Below are 17,603 nucleotides of genomic sequence, written 5' to 3'. Positions count from 1 at the left end.
TGCGGGGAGGGGAGACGAAGCGTAGCTTTGGCGGGGTGGGGTTCTTCGGGTTTAAGTAAGTAATCAGGCGAACATGATATCAACCAATAGGGCGATTACCAGGATTGACTGCATGAATATATTCACTACCCGATCGCGGTCTTCCTCGTTTATAATAAGCTTCTTCTGGTTTACCCCATCCTAGCTGCAAAATCATTTCCAAAAAGCTAGAATTTTCCCACTTGCACAAACTTGCCCATTCTGTTCTTTGAACAATTCTTTCTACATCAGATGTAACAATTTGTTGGTATTGTTTACTATTATTGAAACTCAAGTATAAATCCATCTCCATAGAGACTTCATACCAAAATTCTACGATGGAATTTTTAGCAGCTTTTAATATCTCTAAGTCACCATTGAGGGCAATTAACTCAGTGTCTACTTCGGGATAGTGCAAGTTTTTACCTTTGACTGTTACCTGCCGCCAGATAATACCTGAAACTTGATTTTCCCTCTGATAGTCGTGAATTGCAGTTTTGAAATCTTGATAGGCAGTGAACTGTTGCAGCCCATCAGTTCTGAGAAACTGATCAATTAGAGGATTGCCAGAGACTGTTATTTCTAATTTTAGACGTTTTCCATTGAGGCAGGCTTGGCGTTCAGCTGCCAAAATTTGAATTAGCTCCTGGGTGGTGTAAACCTTTGACATTAGAATACACTCTAGTTAGTCATTGGTCATTGGTCATTAGTCATTAGTCATTTGTTATGGACTATAGACTATGGATTAACTTTCTAATCTGTTAACACTGATATTTAAATATTATCCTTTTGCATCGGCAGAAATGTAGTAACAAGCACTAAAAATTAGGGCAGACCAATTTGGTCTACCCCATAAGTTACTTAGCTAACTCACTACTGAACTCATTGAAGGCTCGCCGCTTTAGCTGTGCTGTTTCCGTGCGTGGTAACAAATCAAATATTTTGCGAAATTCATCGTCTATCTCTTCAAAAGCTACTTGACCCTTCTTATTCAAAACTACCTGACCTGATTTATTTAACACCACGACTTGAGGAACACCTCCAGAATAGTAGTATCCTGGTTCTGTAGGGTCGTAGGTCTGTTTAGGCGGGATAGTATCTACATTAATAGGCATTATCTCAGCTACCCGACCATAGAATTCCTGTACCCGTGAAATGGAAATGGCGTATCTTTTGGAATCGCTGCTGTCATCCACATAAAAGGCCAAAAATACGGGTTTATGTTCCGCTAAAGTCTGTGCCAGTGTCTGTCTGGGAGGAACCAATGAACCATTGCCAGCATAAACGACAAAGATGTTGCCATCATATAAATCATTATTAAGACCAGCAGATGCAGGTTGCATACTTATAATGAAAAGACTTGCAAGCAACAACAGGCATTTGGACAACCACCTTCGCCAGCCAGTAATTTGTTTATCTAAAAAAAGAAACTTTGTGCTATTCATCAAAAGGAACCTTGCAAGCTACTACTTGTCGTGAGTTTGTGCTGAATTCGGCCAACTGGGCTGGATATGTAATTACGCCCACGCACTATTTTTTAAGATAACGCTTACTGAGATTATCTCTCGCAAGTGGCTGGTATCGCTACGCAGAAGTCAAAACAGAGGTAAAGTAGCAAAACCGTAAAGCTCCAAAATCCAAAATCCAAAATCCAAAATTGGTATGGCTGGCTTTTTCAGCCAGGATTCGCTAAACTCACGCATATTAAATTTGCACTTTTAATTAGCAACCGCCAGAAGACTAGGGTACAGATGTGGGAAACAAAATACAATTCATAGATAGGCTGCGATTAGGTTTCGCGGTGTCAGTGGCAAAAAGTGTGACGTTTATTGTGCAATTTTTGCGTCTGGGTGCTGCTAGTGTATTACCAGGCGCGATCGCTCGTCGCATTGAACCCCGCCTTTTACAATTATTGAGTCAGCAAGTTAAAAACGGGGTGATTTTAATTGCTGGTACTAACGGCAAAACCACTACAGCGCTGCTTTTATGCACGATCCTAGAACGCAAGGGTTATCGCGTTGCTCATAATTCTACAGGTGCAAATCTGGAAAATGGTTTGATGACGGCGCTGTTGGAAAGCACCAACTTACTAGGTACACTAGATGTTGATTACGCCATTTTAGAAGTTGATGAAAATATTGTACCAAGAGTATTAACACCACTCCAGCCGCGAATTATTCTCTGTTTAAACTTGTTCCGTGACCAACTCGATAGGTACGGGGAAGTAGACACAATTAGTAAACGTTGGACAAAAGTTATTTCTACCCTACCAGCAGAAACGGTGGTAATTCCCAATGCTGATGACCCAACTTTATCTAACCTCGGTCAGCAGTTACCGCAACGGGTGTTATTCTTTGGCTTGAATGAACCAGAACATTATCTGGAAGCAATTCCTCACGCCGTTGATTCTATCTATTGTCCCAAATGTGGACATTCTCTAGATTATAAGGGTGTTTATTTGTCTCATTTGGGAGATTTTACTTGTCCCAAGTGTGGTTTTAGTAAAAGTAAACCGACTCTCGAAAGTGGTGAATGGTCGCAAATTCTGGTTGGTTTGTACAACAAATATAATACTTTAGCGGCTGCTACTGCGGCTATTGAGTTAGGAGTTGATGAAGCAACAATCAGAGATACTATTAACAATTTCCAAGCTGCTTTTGGCCGGGCTGAAGATTTAGTAATTAATGGTAAACGGGTGCGGATATTGTTATCAAAAAACCCTGTGGGCACGAATGAAACCATTCGCGTAGTTACTCAAAGCACAGATAAAACCACACTGTTGGTATTGAACGATCGCACGCCCGATGGCACTGATGTATCCTGGATTTGGGACGTGGATACGGAGAAATTAGTCGAACGGGGAGGAACTTTAGTAGTGAGTGGCGATCGCGTCTACGATTTGGCTCTACGTCTACGTTACAGTGAAAAGTCCCCTGAGAGTAACTTAAATTTAATTGTGGAAGAAGATTTGCGACAAGCGATCGCTACTGCATTAGAGCATACACCAGAGAATGAAACTTTACACATTCTGCCTACCTATTCAGCCATGCTAGAAGTGCGAGAAGTTTTGACTGGTCGGAAAATTCTTTAAATTTGTCATTTGTCATTTGTCATTTGTCATTTGTCATTTGTGATCGTCCCATTCCCCATTCCCTAAATTTATGACTTCTCAAAATTTAGAATTAACAATAGGTTGGTTGTACCCAACGCTGATGAGTACCTATGGCGATCGCGGTAATGTAATTACTATAGAACGTCGCGCTCAGTGGCGGGGATACGATGTTAAAGTGTTACCCCTAGATCAAAATGCCACAGCCGCAGATATTAAAACTGTAGATGTCATAGTTGGTGGTGGCGCACAAGACCGTCAGCAAGAAATTGTCATGCGTGATTTGCAAGGTGCAAAAGCCGACGCTATGCGCGAGAAAATCGAAAATGGAACACCGGGAGTATTTACCTGTGGTTCACCCCAATTACTAGGACATTATTATGAACCCGGCTTAGGACAACGGATTGAAGGTTTGGGGATACTCGATTTAGTTTCCGTCCATCCTGGTGAAAATACTAAGCGCTGTATTGGCAACTTGGTAATTGAAGTTACAGCTTCACGTTTGGCGCGAGATTTACAAGAAATGACGGGTAGCACACCGTATTTGGTAGGCTTTGAAAATCACGGCGGACGTACCAAACTGGGAAAAGTGGAAGCCTTGGGGCGCGTGGTGTATGGTTTGGGAAATAATGGTGAAGATGGGACAGAAGGAGCATTTTATCAGAATGCGATCGCTACTTATTCCCACGGGCCATTGTTACCGAAAAATCCTTTTGTCGCCGATTGGTTAATTCAAACAGCCCTGCGGCTAAAGTATCACCAGCAAATTACCTTGCAACCTTTAGATGATAATCTCGCTGTACAAGCACGAGAAGCGATGTTTAAGCGGTTAAAAGTCAGTTTACCAAGTGTTGCTGCGACGAAAGTTTAACCTCAGTTTACATTAAGCCTCTCCCCGTTGGCGTCAGCCTGCCGTTAGGCAAGGGTCGAGAGGCTTTGAAAGGTAGTTACAGTTTTTCTCTGTTTGTATGAAACCACCCTGCTACGGGGATATTGCTACGCGTAGCATCTCGTAGAGAGCGTCTTGATTCTGATTCCTGGATTCTGAATTCTTCTTCAGTGTTCTAGTCAAACTTCGGAACTGATTGCAGCAAAGCGATCGCAAATAAAATCACGAAAGCACGTCACCTTGGCTGGCAATAGTCGCCGTCCCTCATGGAGAAGGTAAAGAGAAGCTTGCTCCCCGATAGACCATTGGGGCAAAACTTTCACCAATTGTCCCGATTTACAGTCTGATTCACATAAAAGAGTGGGAAGAATCGCAATACCAGCCCCTAAGAGCGCCATTTGTTTGAGACAAGCAAAGTCGTTCGCCATTATGCTGGCACTCAAATTAACTTGACGACTGCTATTGCCCTGATTAAACCTGATCGGTCTAGCACCAAACAATCGCTGATGCAAGAGTATGCGGTGATCAATCAGATCCGTCACTGTGTCAAGAGTTTCTCGTTGCTTTAGATATTTAGGACTGGCAAATAATTGCACTGATAGGTTGTTGATTAATCGATGCAGGATATATGTTGAGTCTGAAAGTGTGTTCGCGGCTCGAAAAGCGATATCAATTTGATGCGTTGTTAAATCAAGTAACGTCTCAGTCAGCAAAATTTCCACACTGATGTTGGGGTATTGATCTGAAAATTCAGCAATCAAGGGCGGAAATACAGATAACCCTAAATCCACAGGCATCGTCACTCGTAATGGCCCTGATAGTTCTAGCCGCGTATCCCGCAGTTCTGTAGCTCCTTCATCCAATAAAGCCAAAGCTTGAACACTCCGCCGATAGAACGCCATCCCTTCCTGGGTAGCTGAAACAGCCCGCGACGAACGGTTGAGCAATTTCACCCCTAACTGCTGTTCTAAGCGAGTAATGCGACGGCTCACTGATCCTTTAGACTCCCCAAGTAGTTGAGCTGCACGGGTTAAACCGCCATGCTCAATGACTGCACACAGCGATCGCAAGTCCGCTAAATCACCTTTAACTGTTTCCATATCAGCAACAATAAGTTTCAATTTAACTAATTGTTTCAGAAATAAAGGTGAAATACAATCGTGTATATCGCAATTATGCTGCTACTGAAATTCACCTTTAGCGCTTCCAAGCCATTGCTGTTTCAGGGATTAGCGCTAATTTACAAGAGAGAACTTTATGCCAAAACTGATTTCATTCGTGCATCCTACTCTGATGTGGGGTGTGCTGGGACTGTATTTGTACACTGCTTATCTCGGTTGGCAATCGGGTCGCCTCAGATTCGTGAATGCTGAAACTCGCAAAGAATTGGTTCGTAATAAGGTGGGACTCAAACATTACCAAGTTAGCTCGGTATTGTTAGGGCTATTGGTGTTGGGAGGTGCCCTTGGTTTCGCCGTCACCTACATTAATGTCGGGACAGTGTTTAACGGGACGCATGGCAAAATTGGAATGTTAATGATGGTGCTAATTGCCTTGGCAGCTAGCCTTGCGCCTTTCCTGCAACGCGGGGCAGTATGGGCGCGGATCAGTCACATCAGCATTGGCGTTGTGCTTCTGATGCTTTATCTCTGGCAGATTCCGACCGGTGGACAAATCGTCCAAGCCATTCTTAAAGGAGGGTAAAAGTATAACCCATTGGTCATTGGCGATCGCGCATCAGAATGCGCTCCAGTCTTCAAGGAAGGAATCCGAGGCGATGCGATCGCATTCATCAATCAAAAAGAAATTCAGAACTCAAGAAGTTAAGGACAAGTACTCATGACGACAAACAGAACTGACCATGAAATTCTCCTCCCAACTTACTTTATTTCCCACGGGGGCGGCCCCTGGCCGTGGTTAAAGCAGGAGATGCCGGGACTTGATCAACTTGAAGCGTCTTTGCAAGAAATATCGAGGGAGATCGGAATAACCCCCAAGGCAATCCTCGTCATCTCTGGTCATTGGGAAGAACGCGACTTCACAGTGATGGCGAGTGCTGCCCCTCCGATGCTCTACGACTACTCTGGATTCCCGGAACACACATATCACATCAAATATTCTGCACCAGGGTCGCCGCAAATAGCCCACCGAGTCCAAGACCTGTTGGAGAAAGCGGGATTTCAGACACGTTCCGACAACTCCCGTGGGTTTGATCATGGTGTCTTCGCCCCTCTGGTAGTAGCTTACCCAGAAGCAAACGTCCCAGTGCTTCAGCTTTCGCTTCGCAGAGACTATGACCCAGAAGCTCATCTGGCAGCTGGTAGGGCACTCGCTCCTCTCAGAAACGAGGGGGTGCTGATCATCGGAAGTGGACTTAGCTATCACAACATGAGACAGATGGGGCCACAGGCGAGTGTCCCCTCCCATGAGTTTGACGAGTGGCTGACTGATGCTGTTTGCGAATCGAAGTCCGAGGAAAGAAACCTGAAACTACTCAACTGGAGCAACGCGCCGTCAGCTCGCCTAGCCCATCCCAGAGAGGATCATTTGATCCCGCTCCTAGTTGCTGTTGGTGCCGCAGAAGCAGAGCCGGGCGATCGCGTTTATCATGAGGATTCGTTTCTTGGTGGGGTAGCTGTTTCCAGTTTCCGCTTTGGTAAGGCTACAGACAATTTACAATAATGGCACGCTGAGAACTGCTGTTTAATCAACCGCGATCGCTCCACTGCAACATAGCCACAAATACTTACGTCTATTGCTACAACAGAATTATCCTAACGAAGCAAATTTATGCCGCGTCAATGGTTTTTACAACGTCGGCGACTCGTATTTCGATTACTCCTATTAAGTGCAACCATCAGTCCCCTAGCCCTGAATTTCTATGTAAATGCAGTTACCAGCGATCGCCGCTATACTAAACCAGCAGAAATTCCAGCCCAGCGCGTTGCCATCGTCTTTGGTGCAGGAGTTTATCCAGATGGTACACTAACGCCGATGCTAGGCGATCGCGTTTCTGCTGCTGTAGAACTTTACAAATTGGGGCGAGTCCAAAAGCTCTTGATGACGGGTGATAATAGCCGCAATGACTACAATGAAGTTCTAGCAATGCAGAGTTATGCAGTAGAACGGGGCGTACCTATTCAAAATATTACGTTAGATTATGCTGGATTCAGCACTTATGAAAGTTGCTATCGAGCCAAGGATATTTTCGGAGTCAAGCAAGCAGTTTTAATTACCCAGAAATTCCATTTACCCCGCGCTGTTTATACTTGTAATCAACTTGGTGTAAAAGCGAGCGGCTTGGGAACACCAGATTGGGAAAGCTACGGTTTTGCAACTGTTATGTACTCTACGCTGCGGGAACAGTTGTCTACTCTCAAGGCATTGTGGCAAGTTCATATTACTCACCCTCAGCCAACTTTCCTCGGTTCATTTGAAGGAATTAAATGAAGGCATAAATCAAAGGAATTACGAATTATTCTTGACGCTTTTCCTGAAGGAGCGATCGCCAATCTTCAATCGCCTTCTCTGTCCACAGCCAATTTTTAGCTAATTTATCTACCTGGAAATTTACTGGATCAGACTTCAGAACCAATTGCCGCAACTTGATCGCTTCATTCAGATATTGTATCTGCTTACCATTAGGTTGACTAAGTGCAGATTTATACAGTCCAAGAGCTAAACCAGCATAGGAAGTTAAAGCATCTTCAGGTACTGTGGATGTTGAGCCTGTCTTCTGTTCTTTGAGAGCTAAATTCAAAGCCTTGAACCAAGAATCATTCGCTCGATTTAGATTGCCTTCTGCGTAGTAGGCAAACCCCAAAGCGTTATTATACAAAAGCGATTCTGGTTTAGCTTTTGCAGCAGTTTCCCAGTAACGGCGGGCATCATCGACGCTATAGTTATTGTCTCCAGTTTGGATAGATTGCCAAGCTAATCGTCCCTTGTAAAAGTTCACAGATGGCTGATCAGCTTGTTTATTTGGAATCAGTTTCAGGGCAGTGTCAGCCGCAGCCAGTGCGCCACGATTGAGTAATTCTTCTACAGCTAACAACCCACCTTGCAAGTCGCCCTGGCTCAATTTTTCCGTAGCGGTGGCGGTGACAATTCCAGTCGCTGCTGTCTGTAAGTCGATATTTTGCTGCTTTTGAATGGGTTGAGACTGGGTGGGAATTACTGGTATGTTAGGCAGAATTACTTGGTGTCGATTTTGCCACCACCAATTTAAACCGATCGCAGCTGCTAACGCACTTATTCCCACAATGCCCACAATCGGCCACAGCCTGCGGCGTTGGGTACGATTTCTTGGTGGGGCTGATTGCGATGCCTGCGGCGGGCTACGCCTACGCAAAAAATCAGCAGAATTTTGCCAATTTCCTGCAAAGTTGCCAGCAGTTTGAGGTGGTGGTGCTGGGGCTTCTCCCCACAAATCTGCTTCCTTTTGCAAAGAAGCCATTTCCTCTGAAACCTGCCTTTGCTGAAGACTATTTTCGTGAATTTGTTGATCCAGTTCAGTTGGAGCTTTTGGGTTATCTAGCTGACGAAACAAATCCGAAACTATCGCAGAATCTTCTGCATAGCTTGGGTCATCATACTCCATTTCATCAACGAGATCGCCCCAAGTATCATCACCTAGCCAGTCCAACCCAGAAGAGTCACGCGCCAAACCAGAAGGAATCATTTCCTCCATTCCTAAAGGCATCTCAGTATCATCTGCCATACTAGAGTACATCGTGGAAGTTGCCCCTAAAGGCGAACTATACTGATTCAGCAACTCCGCACTTTCGGATAACTCAGTTTCCTGGCTCAAGAAACCGTCAAATTCTGGCTGGAGATATAAAATTGGTAATGCCCAGTACATCTGGTGAGAACCATAGGCAGAAATTAATCCTTGGCGCACCCGACTTACGCACAAATCTACTGGATATCCCTGACTCAAGTTGCGGTAAAACAATTGTGTGAGCGTCAGCGCCACTTCATCAGGAATCCGTTCTGACATAGCCAAAACGCTTCTAATTCCGCGCTTCACCAAACTTTCTGCCAAGTTTCGTTCGCCAGTATCTCCACCGGGATCGGATGCAGCTGTGTACGCCCCCAAGCAGGAGTTAAACACTGCCATTTGGATATTATTGTTGACGAGCAAACCTGCCAGATCGTCCCCAGTTAAGATTTCCGTTAAGCCAGTTCTGCGACTAGCAAGATAAATTTCTCCGCCATTAGAGCCGAAGTTACTATGACCAGAGTAGTGTAGAACGTGGTATCTGCCTTGTTCTAGAGCTTGCGTCAGTTCTTCCCGTCCTGGTTGGTCTAAGACAGTGAGTTCAATTTCTGGGAAACGATTGCTACTTTCAGCAAGTCGTGGTATACGGTGCAGTTCTGCTTGCAGTTTGATAGCTTCCTGTTTGAGTAAATCAAGACGGACTTGATCTGAGGGAGAAGCAATTACCATCAATACTTTCACACCACCTTCTTCTCGTGGTGTGGGCATATTTCGCGTAGGCGTAGCCCCCCGCAGGGATCGCAAAGGGGAAACCCCCAAAATTCCACTTTGGAAGCGACAAAAAGCGATATAAGGCCCAGTAGCCAGAGGGCGATCGCCTGCGTGCATCACTTCCCAAGGCAGACGAGCTAATCTAGTGTCTTTTAGCCCTAAGCGTAAGCGTAGTACTTGTTGGTGGTTTTGGGCAATACCTTGGGCAGTAATCCAACTATCTCTAAGAGTGCCTTGAAATAGGGCGTTATAAAATTGTTGACCCAACGCCACCAAGTTAACAGAGTTTCTGGCGATATCGCTTTCGTGCCCGCCAGAAGCGAATGTATCTCCCTGCAACACCGACTTCAACGGGTCATTCATCAAATGGCCAGCAGCTATCAACCAATCAGCTACAGGCCAAGTTACCAATTCTTCTGCCAATGGTACCCCAGGCGCGACTTGTTCCGTCCGCACCAAGTAGTCATTTTGCCCTACTGGGGTTACGGAAATGTGGAATTCCTGGGTCACAACTTCTCCTGTCCGCCTCCTAAATCTGGTTTGAAACGCGAAAGTTTCAAGTCGATTTTTCGCTCCCTCTGATAACTTAGATGCATCCCACCCCTGAATGTTTCTGATTCTAGTTGTTTTGCTTTTTCTGCCTTTACAACTTTATCCGGATCGGATTACTTGGGTCTAGAACACTTAATTGGTAGATGCACCTTGATCTTCAACTCCCCTAGTTGGCTAACACCCACTGGGGGTTTTTTTGAATTTTGGCAAACAACAGCAACTTCTGACGCAGATATTCTCTAGCAGAAAATAGTGCTTAACCCTAGAATACTTGATTAATAGATGGATGTACCTTGATCTTTAACTCCCCTAATTCAGTTAATATCCACTCTTGTTTTTTTTGACACACGACAACAATCAATTTTCCAATAAATTTATCCGGAGCATGGTGGTTAAACCTAGAACATTTAATTGGTAGATGCACCCTGATAACTAGCTCCCCTGGTTGGCTAACGCCCACTGGGGGTTTTTTTATTATTCAATAAGTACAAAACTCACGCACTAAAAACCTGAAACCTATATTTGAATAAGCCTACGCCAATAGCTTCTCTTGTTCAAAGAAGCTATTGCTAGCAAGCTTTAAGAGTCGGGGGACAAGTCGGGAAACCCTTTCAGTCGTTCCTACCCTGATACACCCATTTTTTAAGGCAGCGCACTGGTCATTTGATTGGTAGGTCTGTCCTGATAACTAACCCCTCTGAGGTTTTTCTCTGATAAACAATAACAACTTCAACCTCTGCTAATTTATCCGGTAGCTACCCATTTACTTTAGAAAAGATTATTGGTAGATGCACCCTGATAACTCACTCTCCTGGTTGGCTAACACTCACTGGGGGTTTTTTCTAGTTGCTTCGGCGTAGCCCGTCGCAGATATGGGCATCAACCCTAATTTTGACCATTTTCTCCGCAAGATGCTGGCTGCCCCTAGAAAAGATTACTGGTAGATGCACCCTGATAACTCACTCCCCTAGTAGGTTACCATCAACTAGGGTTTTTTTATTAAAAAAAATAACTGACCTTTGTACAAATTTATCCGGAGTATGGTGTTCAACCTAAGAACATTTAATTGGTAGATGCACCCTGATAACTAACTCCCCTGGTTGGCTAACGCTCACTGGGGGTTTTTTTATGCGTAGACGCGTAGCAGCTTGTCGTTAGACATCGCCCTAGCATTTCCTGCCCACATAGCTGGAGTGCACCACTACCCTTGTTGCTACTGCTGGTAGACCTTGAGTATCCTCCTGTTGCCAGGATAGAGCATAACCTGCTCACTCAATCCCTGAATCGCTTTCTTTTTATTGTGATCTAGAGATGCCACTTCAAAATGATTGCTATGATATTTAATCACATTCTTAATTTTTTTTCTATATTTTGACCTTTAACTTTTTGTCTGCCAGCAATCCTGCTGTCAACCTCAGATCAGAGCTTCCTCGCCGACTACATCATATTTCTCGTTACTAGGTTCAGCCTGGGAATGCGGTACTGGAGGCTCTGCCTCCCAAAAAATTGCCTTCTCTGCTAGAAGCAGGGAAGGAGGAAAAGATGCTGGATCTTGGTTTCAGCCTGAAGTTGAGACTAATGACCAGCTATATGGTAATATGCTAAAAAACTTTGCCTAGAATCAAAGAGTCGCCAGCCCATGAGTTTAGCTGTAATTAAGTTCTCTTCAGAAGAGTGCGGCATTTGCCACAAAATGTCTTTTTATGACAAAAAGGTGGTAGAAGAACTGGGTTTAGAATTTATCGATGTAAAAATGCAGGATACGGCTGCTTACCGCAAGTATCGCAAGATTTTATTAAGTCACTATCCTGATAAATCAGAAATGGGATGGCCTACTTACATTCTCTGCAATTCTCCAGAAGGGGAATTTCAGATTGTGGGTGAAGTAAAAGGAGGTCATCCTAAAGGGGAGTTTAGAAGCCGTCTTCAAGAGGTTCTGAATTCCACAACTAATCAGAACTAATTACGTCAAAAGATTTGACCTCCAGGACAGGGCCAATCATGGCAGTTGTCATGACATCCTCACGCACCTGTCCTTTAACTTTTGCTTTTTGTCCAGCTTTGAGTAAGTCTTTGTCAGCCCCTCTGAGGATTTCGTAAGTAACGCCCTCTTCTGTGACTAACGCCCATGCGCCTGTGCCAATATCACGGCGTTCGATTCTACCTGTAAGTGTAATGCTCATAACAGTTCTGAGTGTTGAGTGCTGAGTGGGGGAGTTAGGAGTTAGGAGAGGCACGATTAATCGCGTCTGTTGGGACAATACCTCTGCGAATTTACGAGGGTTCAACGCCTGTAGAAATGGGATGAATGCGTCCTAAAGAAGTAAGTTTAGCAAAAATCTGAGTTAATAAAATAGCGATCGCTCCTCATTCAAGCGAGGAAAAATAGCATCAGGGAAGATGAATCTGACGAGAATATCATCACCTTCTGAGTAGAATAAGCGATCGCTCCCTTGTATCTCTGTAATTTCCCTATTTCTTTGTTCTTTTTAGTTCATATTATTATTTAAGTATATCTTCAATTATGTTGTTACATTTATTTACCTGCTCTTAGTGTATTCCGTCAGGTGCATAACATAAGATATATATGTTCTCTTTTAGAAAAAAATAATCAGAAGGACATTTTATGCCGTTAAGACTCGACAACGAAGCAGAACTTCGAGAAGCTCAAGCAGCTTTGTTCAATGTTAATAATAATACATCAGGATGGCTCTTGCTCAATTACGTCGGACCATCCACCGTGCATTTTACTGCTGGAGGGGAGGGAGATGTGGAAGAACTCAGTCCCCATTTAGAAGACGACCAGATCCAGTATGCTCTGGTGAGACTGGGTAACATTCAACAGAAGGGTACTCTAAAGACAACTATACGTGATGTCTTTATAACCTACATAGGTCCAGGGGTTGGCATTATCGAGAAAGGCAAGAAGACGGCTTTTTTGGGCGATGCACAAGCATATCTTCAACCTTTCCACGGTGATGTCACAGTTTTGAATAAAGATAATTTTAACTGGGAGACTTTGTTAGATAGGTCATCACCACTATCAGGAAGCCATGTTATTGCTTAAGTGTCCAGGAGTACTTCGGAATAAAAACCCCACGCACACCACTAACTACAACTCTTAGAACCCCCGCGACGGAGTGGCAAGATTGATTCTTTAGGTGGCTCTGAATCTTGAGCCTTAATTGAGATATGTTCTGTTAAACAGTTAACCACTTCATTCAATGTTTTACTATCAGACTGGTTGACAAAAGGCACTTTATCTTAACCTATCACCGATGCGATTAATCGCGTCTGTACAGGAGTTTGGAGTTAGGAGTTATAAAAATTCATGCCCCACTCCCCACTCCCCACTCCCTATTTACGCTATTTTTTCTTCGTTTTTCAATGCTAAACGAGCAAGGCCATAACAGATTAGGGCATTGGCGATCAGGAATAGGCGTGCTAAGTAATCACTTCCCAAACCCCAAACTGTCGGGTTGAAAAACGCACTTACTGTCAAGCACGCTGCTACACCTAAAGTTGAACCAATTGCAAACCATTTCCAACTAGGATTTCCCAGCAGCAATGCCATTAAGACAATGGGAATCAGTACGCTAGCAAACAGGGGATTTAACGCATCAGTTCCCTGGAGGCTACTGCCCAGTTCGGGAATTGAACTGCCCAAAACCCGGAAAGGCCATTGGGGAAGATCAAAAATATAGATTCCCTTGAGGAAGAATAACCCAGAACTGCCAGCAATTAAGCCGCTAGATAAAGACCAACTCCAAGTGAAGGGGAAGTAAACCCGTAAAAACCAAGCTAGCAGATAGGAACCAACTATCATTAAAACCTTGGGTAATAGTGCGATCGCACCACCATCAATCCAAAATCCGGGGTTAAGATAGCCGTTATCCCGTAACCACCGGAAGAAATCTGTGAAACTGATTTGCCCCGCAAAGGCTAGTTTTACTGCTGCTTCTGCATTCAGGTGTCCAGCGCCATAATAGTTCAAACCATCATCCTGGATAACTCGTGCTGACTGCTTCAGGACTTTTAAAACTTCATCTGGTTCTTTGATGCCAGCAGCTTTGATTAATGCCGCAACACCAGCAACGTGGGGAGAAGCCATGCTTGTACCCTGGAAGCCCAGAAATACGCCTTCGCCTTTTTCGTCGATAGTTTCTTGGAGAATCTTACCAGCTTCACTACCACCAGGAGCAGAGATATCTACCCCTGCACCAAAGTTAGAATAAGGCGCTCTTTCGCCATCTGGACCAATTGCCGAAACGCCGATGACGTAGGGATAGCGGGCTGGATAGCTTGCCCCATTAGTGTTTTCATTCCCGGCGGCGGCAATAATAACTACACCTTTTCTATGGGCATACTCGATCGCTTCTTTCATCAATTTGCTTTCGCCACCACCGCCTAAGCTCATATTAATCACATCTGCGCCTTTATCAGCAGCAAATTTAATCGCTTCGGCAATATCGGCAACAGTACCGCCACCATAGGAACTTAGTACCTTCAGAGGCATCAGACTGGCTTCATAGGCAATTCCAGCCACACCATATTTGTTATTTGTGGCTTGGGCAATGGTTCCGGCAACATGGGTACCGTGGCCGTTATCGTCTGTGGCTTCTTCTCGATCGTTAACAAAATCATAGCCTTTGACGAATTTTGTCTCATACAAGTCCCGCACCTTGGTAATCCCGGTGTCAATTACCGCAACTGTGATACCACTGCCTTTGGTTTGACTCCATGCGCCTTCAATGCCGATTTGGTGCAAGTTCCACTGCTTGCTGTAATATTGGTCATTGGGGCCAGTTAATGAAGGACTTGCTTGATCATCTTCTTGGGGTCTTAAAAATTCTCCAAGCCTTGCTGCTTTACCGGGTTGTGGAATATTCCTGTAGATATAATTTGGTTCAATGAATTCTGTAGCTTGGGCAAACTGAGATTTTTTCAGTTCTTGGAGTCGCTGGCGATCGCCTTTGACTATATACACATTATCTTTTTTGGAAAACTTGTTGTCTAATTGGGGTGTAAGGTTGTATTGTTTGGCGATCGCTTGCAGATCCTGTTCCACCACAATTGATGGAATATCTTCCCGAAAATCAAGCAAAATCGTCTCAAACTCTCCTTTAGCTGCCAGTCCCTGGAAATTCAGGAAACCAAACATGGCAGATCCCAGCCCAATGACAAACAAGCACAATAATATAAGCTTTCTCATATTAACTCATCACCGCTTTTTGCCAGATTGCTCACTACCATAACTTATCTGCATCCTTTATTGGTGGATTTTGCACTTTTAGTTACAAGTTTCACTCAGGACTTTTTTAAACGATGGAACGTGGTCTTTTGTGGTTGCCCCTATTAGTAATGTTTTTCTGGTTGGCTTGGCAAGGCTCGAAGGAATATCAAAAAGTTGAAGCCTATCGCGCTTGGGCAGAGCAATTTGAACGGGCTAAGTATGATATTTATGCTGTATTAGGTCAAAAAGGCAACAATCTAACTTGGGGAAAACCCACGCCTAAAGGGCCTATTCAACTAGAAACATTCTCTTTGCTTGATGTTAAACAAATTTATCTTTTGATAGATGACAAACAAGTAGATTTAGAGATTATACCGGAGAAAGGTCGTTCTATAGAGTTAGAATTTCTATTTTCCGAATCTACTAACTCAGTGCGGGTTCCGTTTACAGAAATCCCTTTGGCAGCAGAATGGGGTAAGTTTTTGCAGGGGGTATTACAAGACTTGCGATCGCAACCACAGCAGTAGTTAAACTGAAACTACAAGTTCCCGATAATACGGCTATTTTTGGTGAAAAAGTAGGGGCGCAAATATAATATATTGCGCCCCTATCTGTGTGATCTATTTAATTGAAAACCGCCTTGAAAGTCAATTCATGTTTGGATTACACTTGGACTCAGTTGACCCGACCGAACTATGCTTGAACGATGAAGTCGGAAGCAGTAAGAGTGGGCGCACCAGTAAGTTGTGCAAATTGAGCACCACTGCCGAAACCAGGAGCATTACCATTTTGATTATATAGTAACTGCCCAGTCATCGGGTTGTAGACAATTACAGCATTGCTAGCTGCCCCTAAAGTGGTGATTTGAAAATCACTGGCGTTACTAAAACCCGTTCCCCCAACAGAAGTAATGGCACTAAAGGTGGACTTATCCAGAATAATCTTGTCACCTTGAGAGTGATTGAAGTCAGCGATCGTATCAATACCGACAGCAGCGCTAGTAAAGGCACCATTGCAGCTGTAGAGGAAAGAGTCAGCACCCATACCACCCACAAGAGTATCATTGCCTTGTCCACCAATGAGAAGATCATTGCCAGCACCACCCCGCAGCAGGTCGTCACCACCGCTGCCATTGATGGTGTCATTACCTCCTTGACCATTAATCACATCGTTGGAAGTGTAAAAACCGCTGATGTTATTGTTCAAGTCATTGAGGAAGGTGACACTGTTTGCGGTGGAAATATACGTTGGAGTGGAGTTGGCCTTAATCACATCAAAGCTTTTGGTAACACTGGCTTCTCCGTCAAATAGGATATTACCGATGGCAGGTCTTGTTGTCGATGCGGCTAAGTTCTCTAGGTTTTCTAAGTTAAAGTTTTGCAGAGTGACTTTGGTATTAGCCACATCTTGAAAGGTGACTTCTAAATCGTTGCCATTTTGAGTTAATTGCAGATTTCTCGCAGTCAAGCCAGCCCCAATAAATTGCAAGGTGTCTATTTTGGCAATCACCGCAGCCGAAGGGTTTGAGCTAGTACCTACACCGCCAAAGTCCGTGATGATGTAATTGGTATTGCCTCCTTGGGCAATAAAGGTGTCATTGCCGGCTGTGCCATTGATAATTTGAATTTTGGGTTTAACTGTGCCACTAATTGCAAAGTCAAAGGGGCTTTCATTACTATCGTTGTTGTTTAAACTGAAGCTGCCACCATAGCTACCGGGTGTAGTGGCGTTGAGTGCCACCGATATAGTGTTAGAAGCATTAGCAGCGACGCTCGTCGGAAGAGTACCGACCAAACTAAATCCGTCGGGAAGTTTCAGATTACTCAGATTGAGTGCAGCTGTACCGGTGTTCCGAATTGTAAAGGTTTTGGTCAGGCTGTTACCAACAGTGGCATCGCCAAAGTTAATTGCAGTAGTACTGCCATCTGCAATGTCAACGGTGCCATTGAGAACTTGAATTTCCGGGGACAAAACGGGTTTAACTGTGCCACTAATTGCAAAGTCAAAGGGGCTTTCATTACTATCGTTGTTGTTTAAACTGAAGCTGCCACCATAGCTACCGGGTGTAGTGGCGTTGAGTGCCACCGATATAGTGTTAGAAGCATTAGCAGCGACGCTCGTCGGAAGAGTACCGACCAAACTAAATCCGTCGGGAAGTTTCAGATTACTCAGATTGAGTGCAGCTGTACCGGTGTTCCGAATTGTAAAGGTTTTGGTCAGGCTGTTACCAACAGTGGCATCGCCAAAGTTAATTGCAGTAGTACTGCCATCTGCAATGTCAACGGTGCCATTGAGAACTTGAATTTCCGGG

15 protein-coding genes are annotated in these 17,603 nt (G+C 44.3%); 8 read left to right on the top strand and 7 right to left on the bottom strand.

The genetic code is table 11. The annotated features are described in order from the left end of the window. Positions 1 to 79 precede the first annotated feature (79 nt). Together HWQ41_RS11205 and HWQ41_RS11200 are read right to left on the bottom strand one after the other, a co-directional pair. Positions 80 to 688 (bottom strand): hypothetical protein, encoded by a 609-nt coding sequence (locus tag HWQ41_RS11205; protein WP_292762586.1) that lies wholly within the window; start codon positions 686 to 688, stop codon positions 80 to 82. A 187-nt stretch (positions 689 to 875) separates the two neighbouring features. After that, positions 876 to 1,463 carry a thylakoid membrane photosystem I accumulation factor gene (locus HWQ41_RS11200; RefSeq protein ID WP_292762584.1) on the bottom strand — a complete coding sequence of 196 codons (588 nt, stop codon included), beginning with the start codon at positions 1,461 to 1,463 and terminating at the stop codon, positions 876 to 878. A 308-nt stretch (positions 1,464 to 1,771) separates the two neighbouring features. On the opposite strand from HWQ41_RS11200, the gene HWQ41_RS11195 reads away from it, so the two are divergent. Together HWQ41_RS11195 and HWQ41_RS11190 are read left to right on the top strand one after the other, a co-directional pair. Further along, positions 1,772 to 3,109, top strand: a complete 1,338-nt coding sequence (locus HWQ41_RS11195; protein ID WP_292762581.1) for a Mur ligase family protein — start codon at positions 1,772 to 1,774, stop codon at positions 3,107 to 3,109. Positions 3,110 to 3,179: 70 nt separating this feature from the next. Next, on the top strand, positions 3,180 to 3,998 hold the full coding sequence (locus HWQ41_RS11190) for a type 1 glutamine amidotransferase (RefSeq protein WP_292762579.1): 819 nt from the start codon (positions 3,180 to 3,182) through the stop codon (positions 3,996 to 3,998). Positions 3,999 to 4,195: 197 nt separating this feature from the next. Here the strand turns inward: HWQ41_RS11190 and HWQ41_RS11185 are convergent, their stop codons facing one another. Beyond that, entirely contained in the window at positions 4,196 to 5,116 is a 921-nt protein-coding gene (locus tag HWQ41_RS11185) for a LysR family transcriptional regulator (protein WP_292762576.1), read from the bottom strand. A gap of 157 nt (positions 5,117 to 5,273) precedes the next feature. Between HWQ41_RS11185 and HWQ41_RS11180 the strand changes: the two genes are divergently transcribed. The 3 genes from HWQ41_RS11180 (at position 5,274) to HWQ41_RS11170 (ending at position 7,466) form a co-directional block, all read left to right on the top strand. Next, positions 5,274 to 5,720, top strand: coding sequence for a DUF4079 domain-containing protein (locus HWQ41_RS11180; RefSeq protein WP_292762574.1), 447 nt, complete (start codon positions 5,274 to 5,276; stop codon positions 5,718 to 5,720). A 135-nt stretch (positions 5,721 to 5,855) separates the two neighbouring features. Then, the gene (locus HWQ41_RS11175; RefSeq protein WP_292762571.1) at positions 5,856 to 6,698 is read left to right on the top strand and encodes a class III extradiol ring-cleavage dioxygenase; all 843 of its coding nucleotides are present in this window, start codon (positions 5,856 to 5,858) and stop codon (positions 6,696 to 6,698) included. A 108-nt stretch (positions 6,699 to 6,806) separates the two neighbouring features. Next, a complete protein-coding gene (locus HWQ41_RS11170) occupies positions 6,807 to 7,466 on the top strand; it encodes an ElyC/SanA/YdcF family protein (RefSeq protein WP_292762569.1) in 660 nt (219 codons plus the stop codon). A 25-nt stretch (positions 7,467 to 7,491) separates the two neighbouring features. Here HWQ41_RS11170 and hetF read toward each other — a convergent pair whose 3' ends face one another. After that, entirely contained in the window at positions 7,492 to 10,017 is a 2,526-nt protein-coding gene (gene hetF / locus HWQ41_RS11165; protein ID WP_292762567.1) for a cell division protein HetF, read from the bottom strand. A gap of 1,681 nt (positions 10,018 to 11,698) precedes the next feature. On the opposite strand from hetF, the gene HWQ41_RS11160 reads away from it, so the two are divergent. Next, positions 11,699 to 12,022, top strand: a complete 324-nt coding sequence (locus tag HWQ41_RS11160) for a thioredoxin family protein (RefSeq protein WP_292762565.1) — start codon at positions 11,699 to 11,701, stop codon at positions 12,020 to 12,022. On the opposite strand, the gene HWQ41_RS11155 is transcribed toward HWQ41_RS11160, so the two are convergent. Then, positions 12,009 to 12,242, bottom strand: coding sequence for a hypothetical protein (locus HWQ41_RS11155; protein ID WP_292762562.1), 234 nt, complete (start codon positions 12,240 to 12,242; stop codon positions 12,009 to 12,011). The two genes, HWQ41_RS11160 and HWQ41_RS11155, sit on opposite strands and share 14 nt — an antisense overlap. Positions 12,243 to 12,685: 443 nt before the next feature. Between HWQ41_RS11155 and HWQ41_RS11150 the strand changes: the two genes are divergently transcribed. Further along, positions 12,686 to 13,126 (top strand): coactosin family protein, encoded by a 441-nt coding sequence (locus HWQ41_RS11150; RefSeq protein WP_292762560.1) that lies wholly within the window; start codon positions 12,686 to 12,688, stop codon positions 13,124 to 13,126. 294 nt (positions 13,127 to 13,420) lie between these two features. Here the strand turns inward: HWQ41_RS11150 and HWQ41_RS11145 are convergent, their stop codons facing one another. Next, positions 13,421 to 15,271 carry a S8 family peptidase gene (locus HWQ41_RS11145; protein WP_292762558.1) on the bottom strand — a complete coding sequence of 617 codons (1,851 nt, stop codon included), beginning with the start codon at positions 15,269 to 15,271 and terminating at the stop codon, positions 13,421 to 13,423. Positions 15,272 to 15,384: 113 nt separating this feature from the next. On the opposite strand from HWQ41_RS11145, the gene HWQ41_RS11140 reads away from it, so the two are divergent. After that, on the top strand, positions 15,385 to 15,819 hold the full coding sequence (locus tag HWQ41_RS11140; protein WP_292762556.1) for a hypothetical protein: 435 nt from the start codon (positions 15,385 to 15,387) through the stop codon (positions 15,817 to 15,819). A 166-nt stretch (positions 15,820 to 15,985) separates the two neighbouring features. On the opposite strand, the gene HWQ41_RS11135 is transcribed toward HWQ41_RS11140, so the two are convergent. Beyond that, positions 15,986 to 17,603, bottom strand: a 1,618-nt coding sequence (locus tag HWQ41_RS11135) for a choice-of-anchor D domain-containing protein (RefSeq protein WP_292762554.1), incomplete at its 5' end; no start/stop codon positions are given.

It is taken from the genome of Nostoc sp. NOS(2021), from assembly GCF_017115025.1.
Lineage (GTDB): Bacteria > Cyanobacteriota > Cyanobacteriia > Cyanobacteriales > Nostocaceae > Nostoc.
The sequence above is the reverse complement of the archived record's forward strand: the minus strand, read 5'-3'. Positions and strand labels throughout refer to the sequence as shown.

Excerpts from the sequence above, each read along its gene's own strand:
- HWQ41_RS11205 (WP_292762586.1), bottom strand. The coding sequence starts at position 688 with ATGTCAAAGGTTTACACCACCCAGGAGCTAATTCAAATTTTGGCAGCT.
- HWQ41_RS11200 (WP_292762584.1), bottom strand. The coding sequence starts at position 1,463 with ATGAATAGCACAAAGTTTCTTTTTTTAGATAAACAAATTACTGGCTGG.
- HWQ41_RS11190 (WP_292762579.1), top strand. The coding sequence starts at position 3,180 with ATGACTTCTCAAAATTTAGAATTAACAATAGGTTGGTTGTACCCAACG.
- HWQ41_RS11185 (WP_292762576.1), bottom strand. The coding sequence starts at position 5,116 with ATGGAAACAGTTAAAGGTGATTTAGCGGACTTGCGATCGCTGTGTGCA.
- HWQ41_RS11180 (WP_292762574.1), top strand. The coding sequence starts at position 5,274 with ATGCCAAAACTGATTTCATTCGTGCATCCTACTCTGATGTGGGGTGTG.
- HWQ41_RS11175 (WP_292762571.1), top strand. The coding sequence starts at position 5,856 with ATGACGACAAACAGAACTGACCATGAAATTCTCCTCCCAACTTACTTT.
- HWQ41_RS11170 (WP_292762569.1), top strand. The coding sequence starts at position 6,807 with ATGCCGCGTCAATGGTTTTTACAACGTCGGCGACTCGTATTTCGATTA.
- HWQ41_RS11160 (WP_292762565.1), top strand. The coding sequence starts at position 11,699 with ATGAGTTTAGCTGTAATTAAGTTCTCTTCAGAAGAGTGCGGCATTTGC.
- HWQ41_RS11155 (WP_292762562.1), bottom strand. The coding sequence starts at position 12,242 with ATGAGCATTACACTTACAGGTAGAATCGAACGCCGTGATATTGGCACA.
- HWQ41_RS11150 (WP_292762560.1), top strand. The coding sequence starts at position 12,686 with ATGCCGTTAAGACTCGACAACGAAGCAGAACTTCGAGAAGCTCAAGCA.
- HWQ41_RS11145 (WP_292762558.1), bottom strand. The coding sequence starts at position 15,271 with ATGAGAAAGCTTATATTATTGTGCTTGTTTGTCATTGGGCTGGGATCT.
- HWQ41_RS11140 (WP_292762556.1), top strand. The coding sequence starts at position 15,385 with ATGGAACGTGGTCTTTTGTGGTTGCCCCTATTAGTAATGTTTTTCTGG.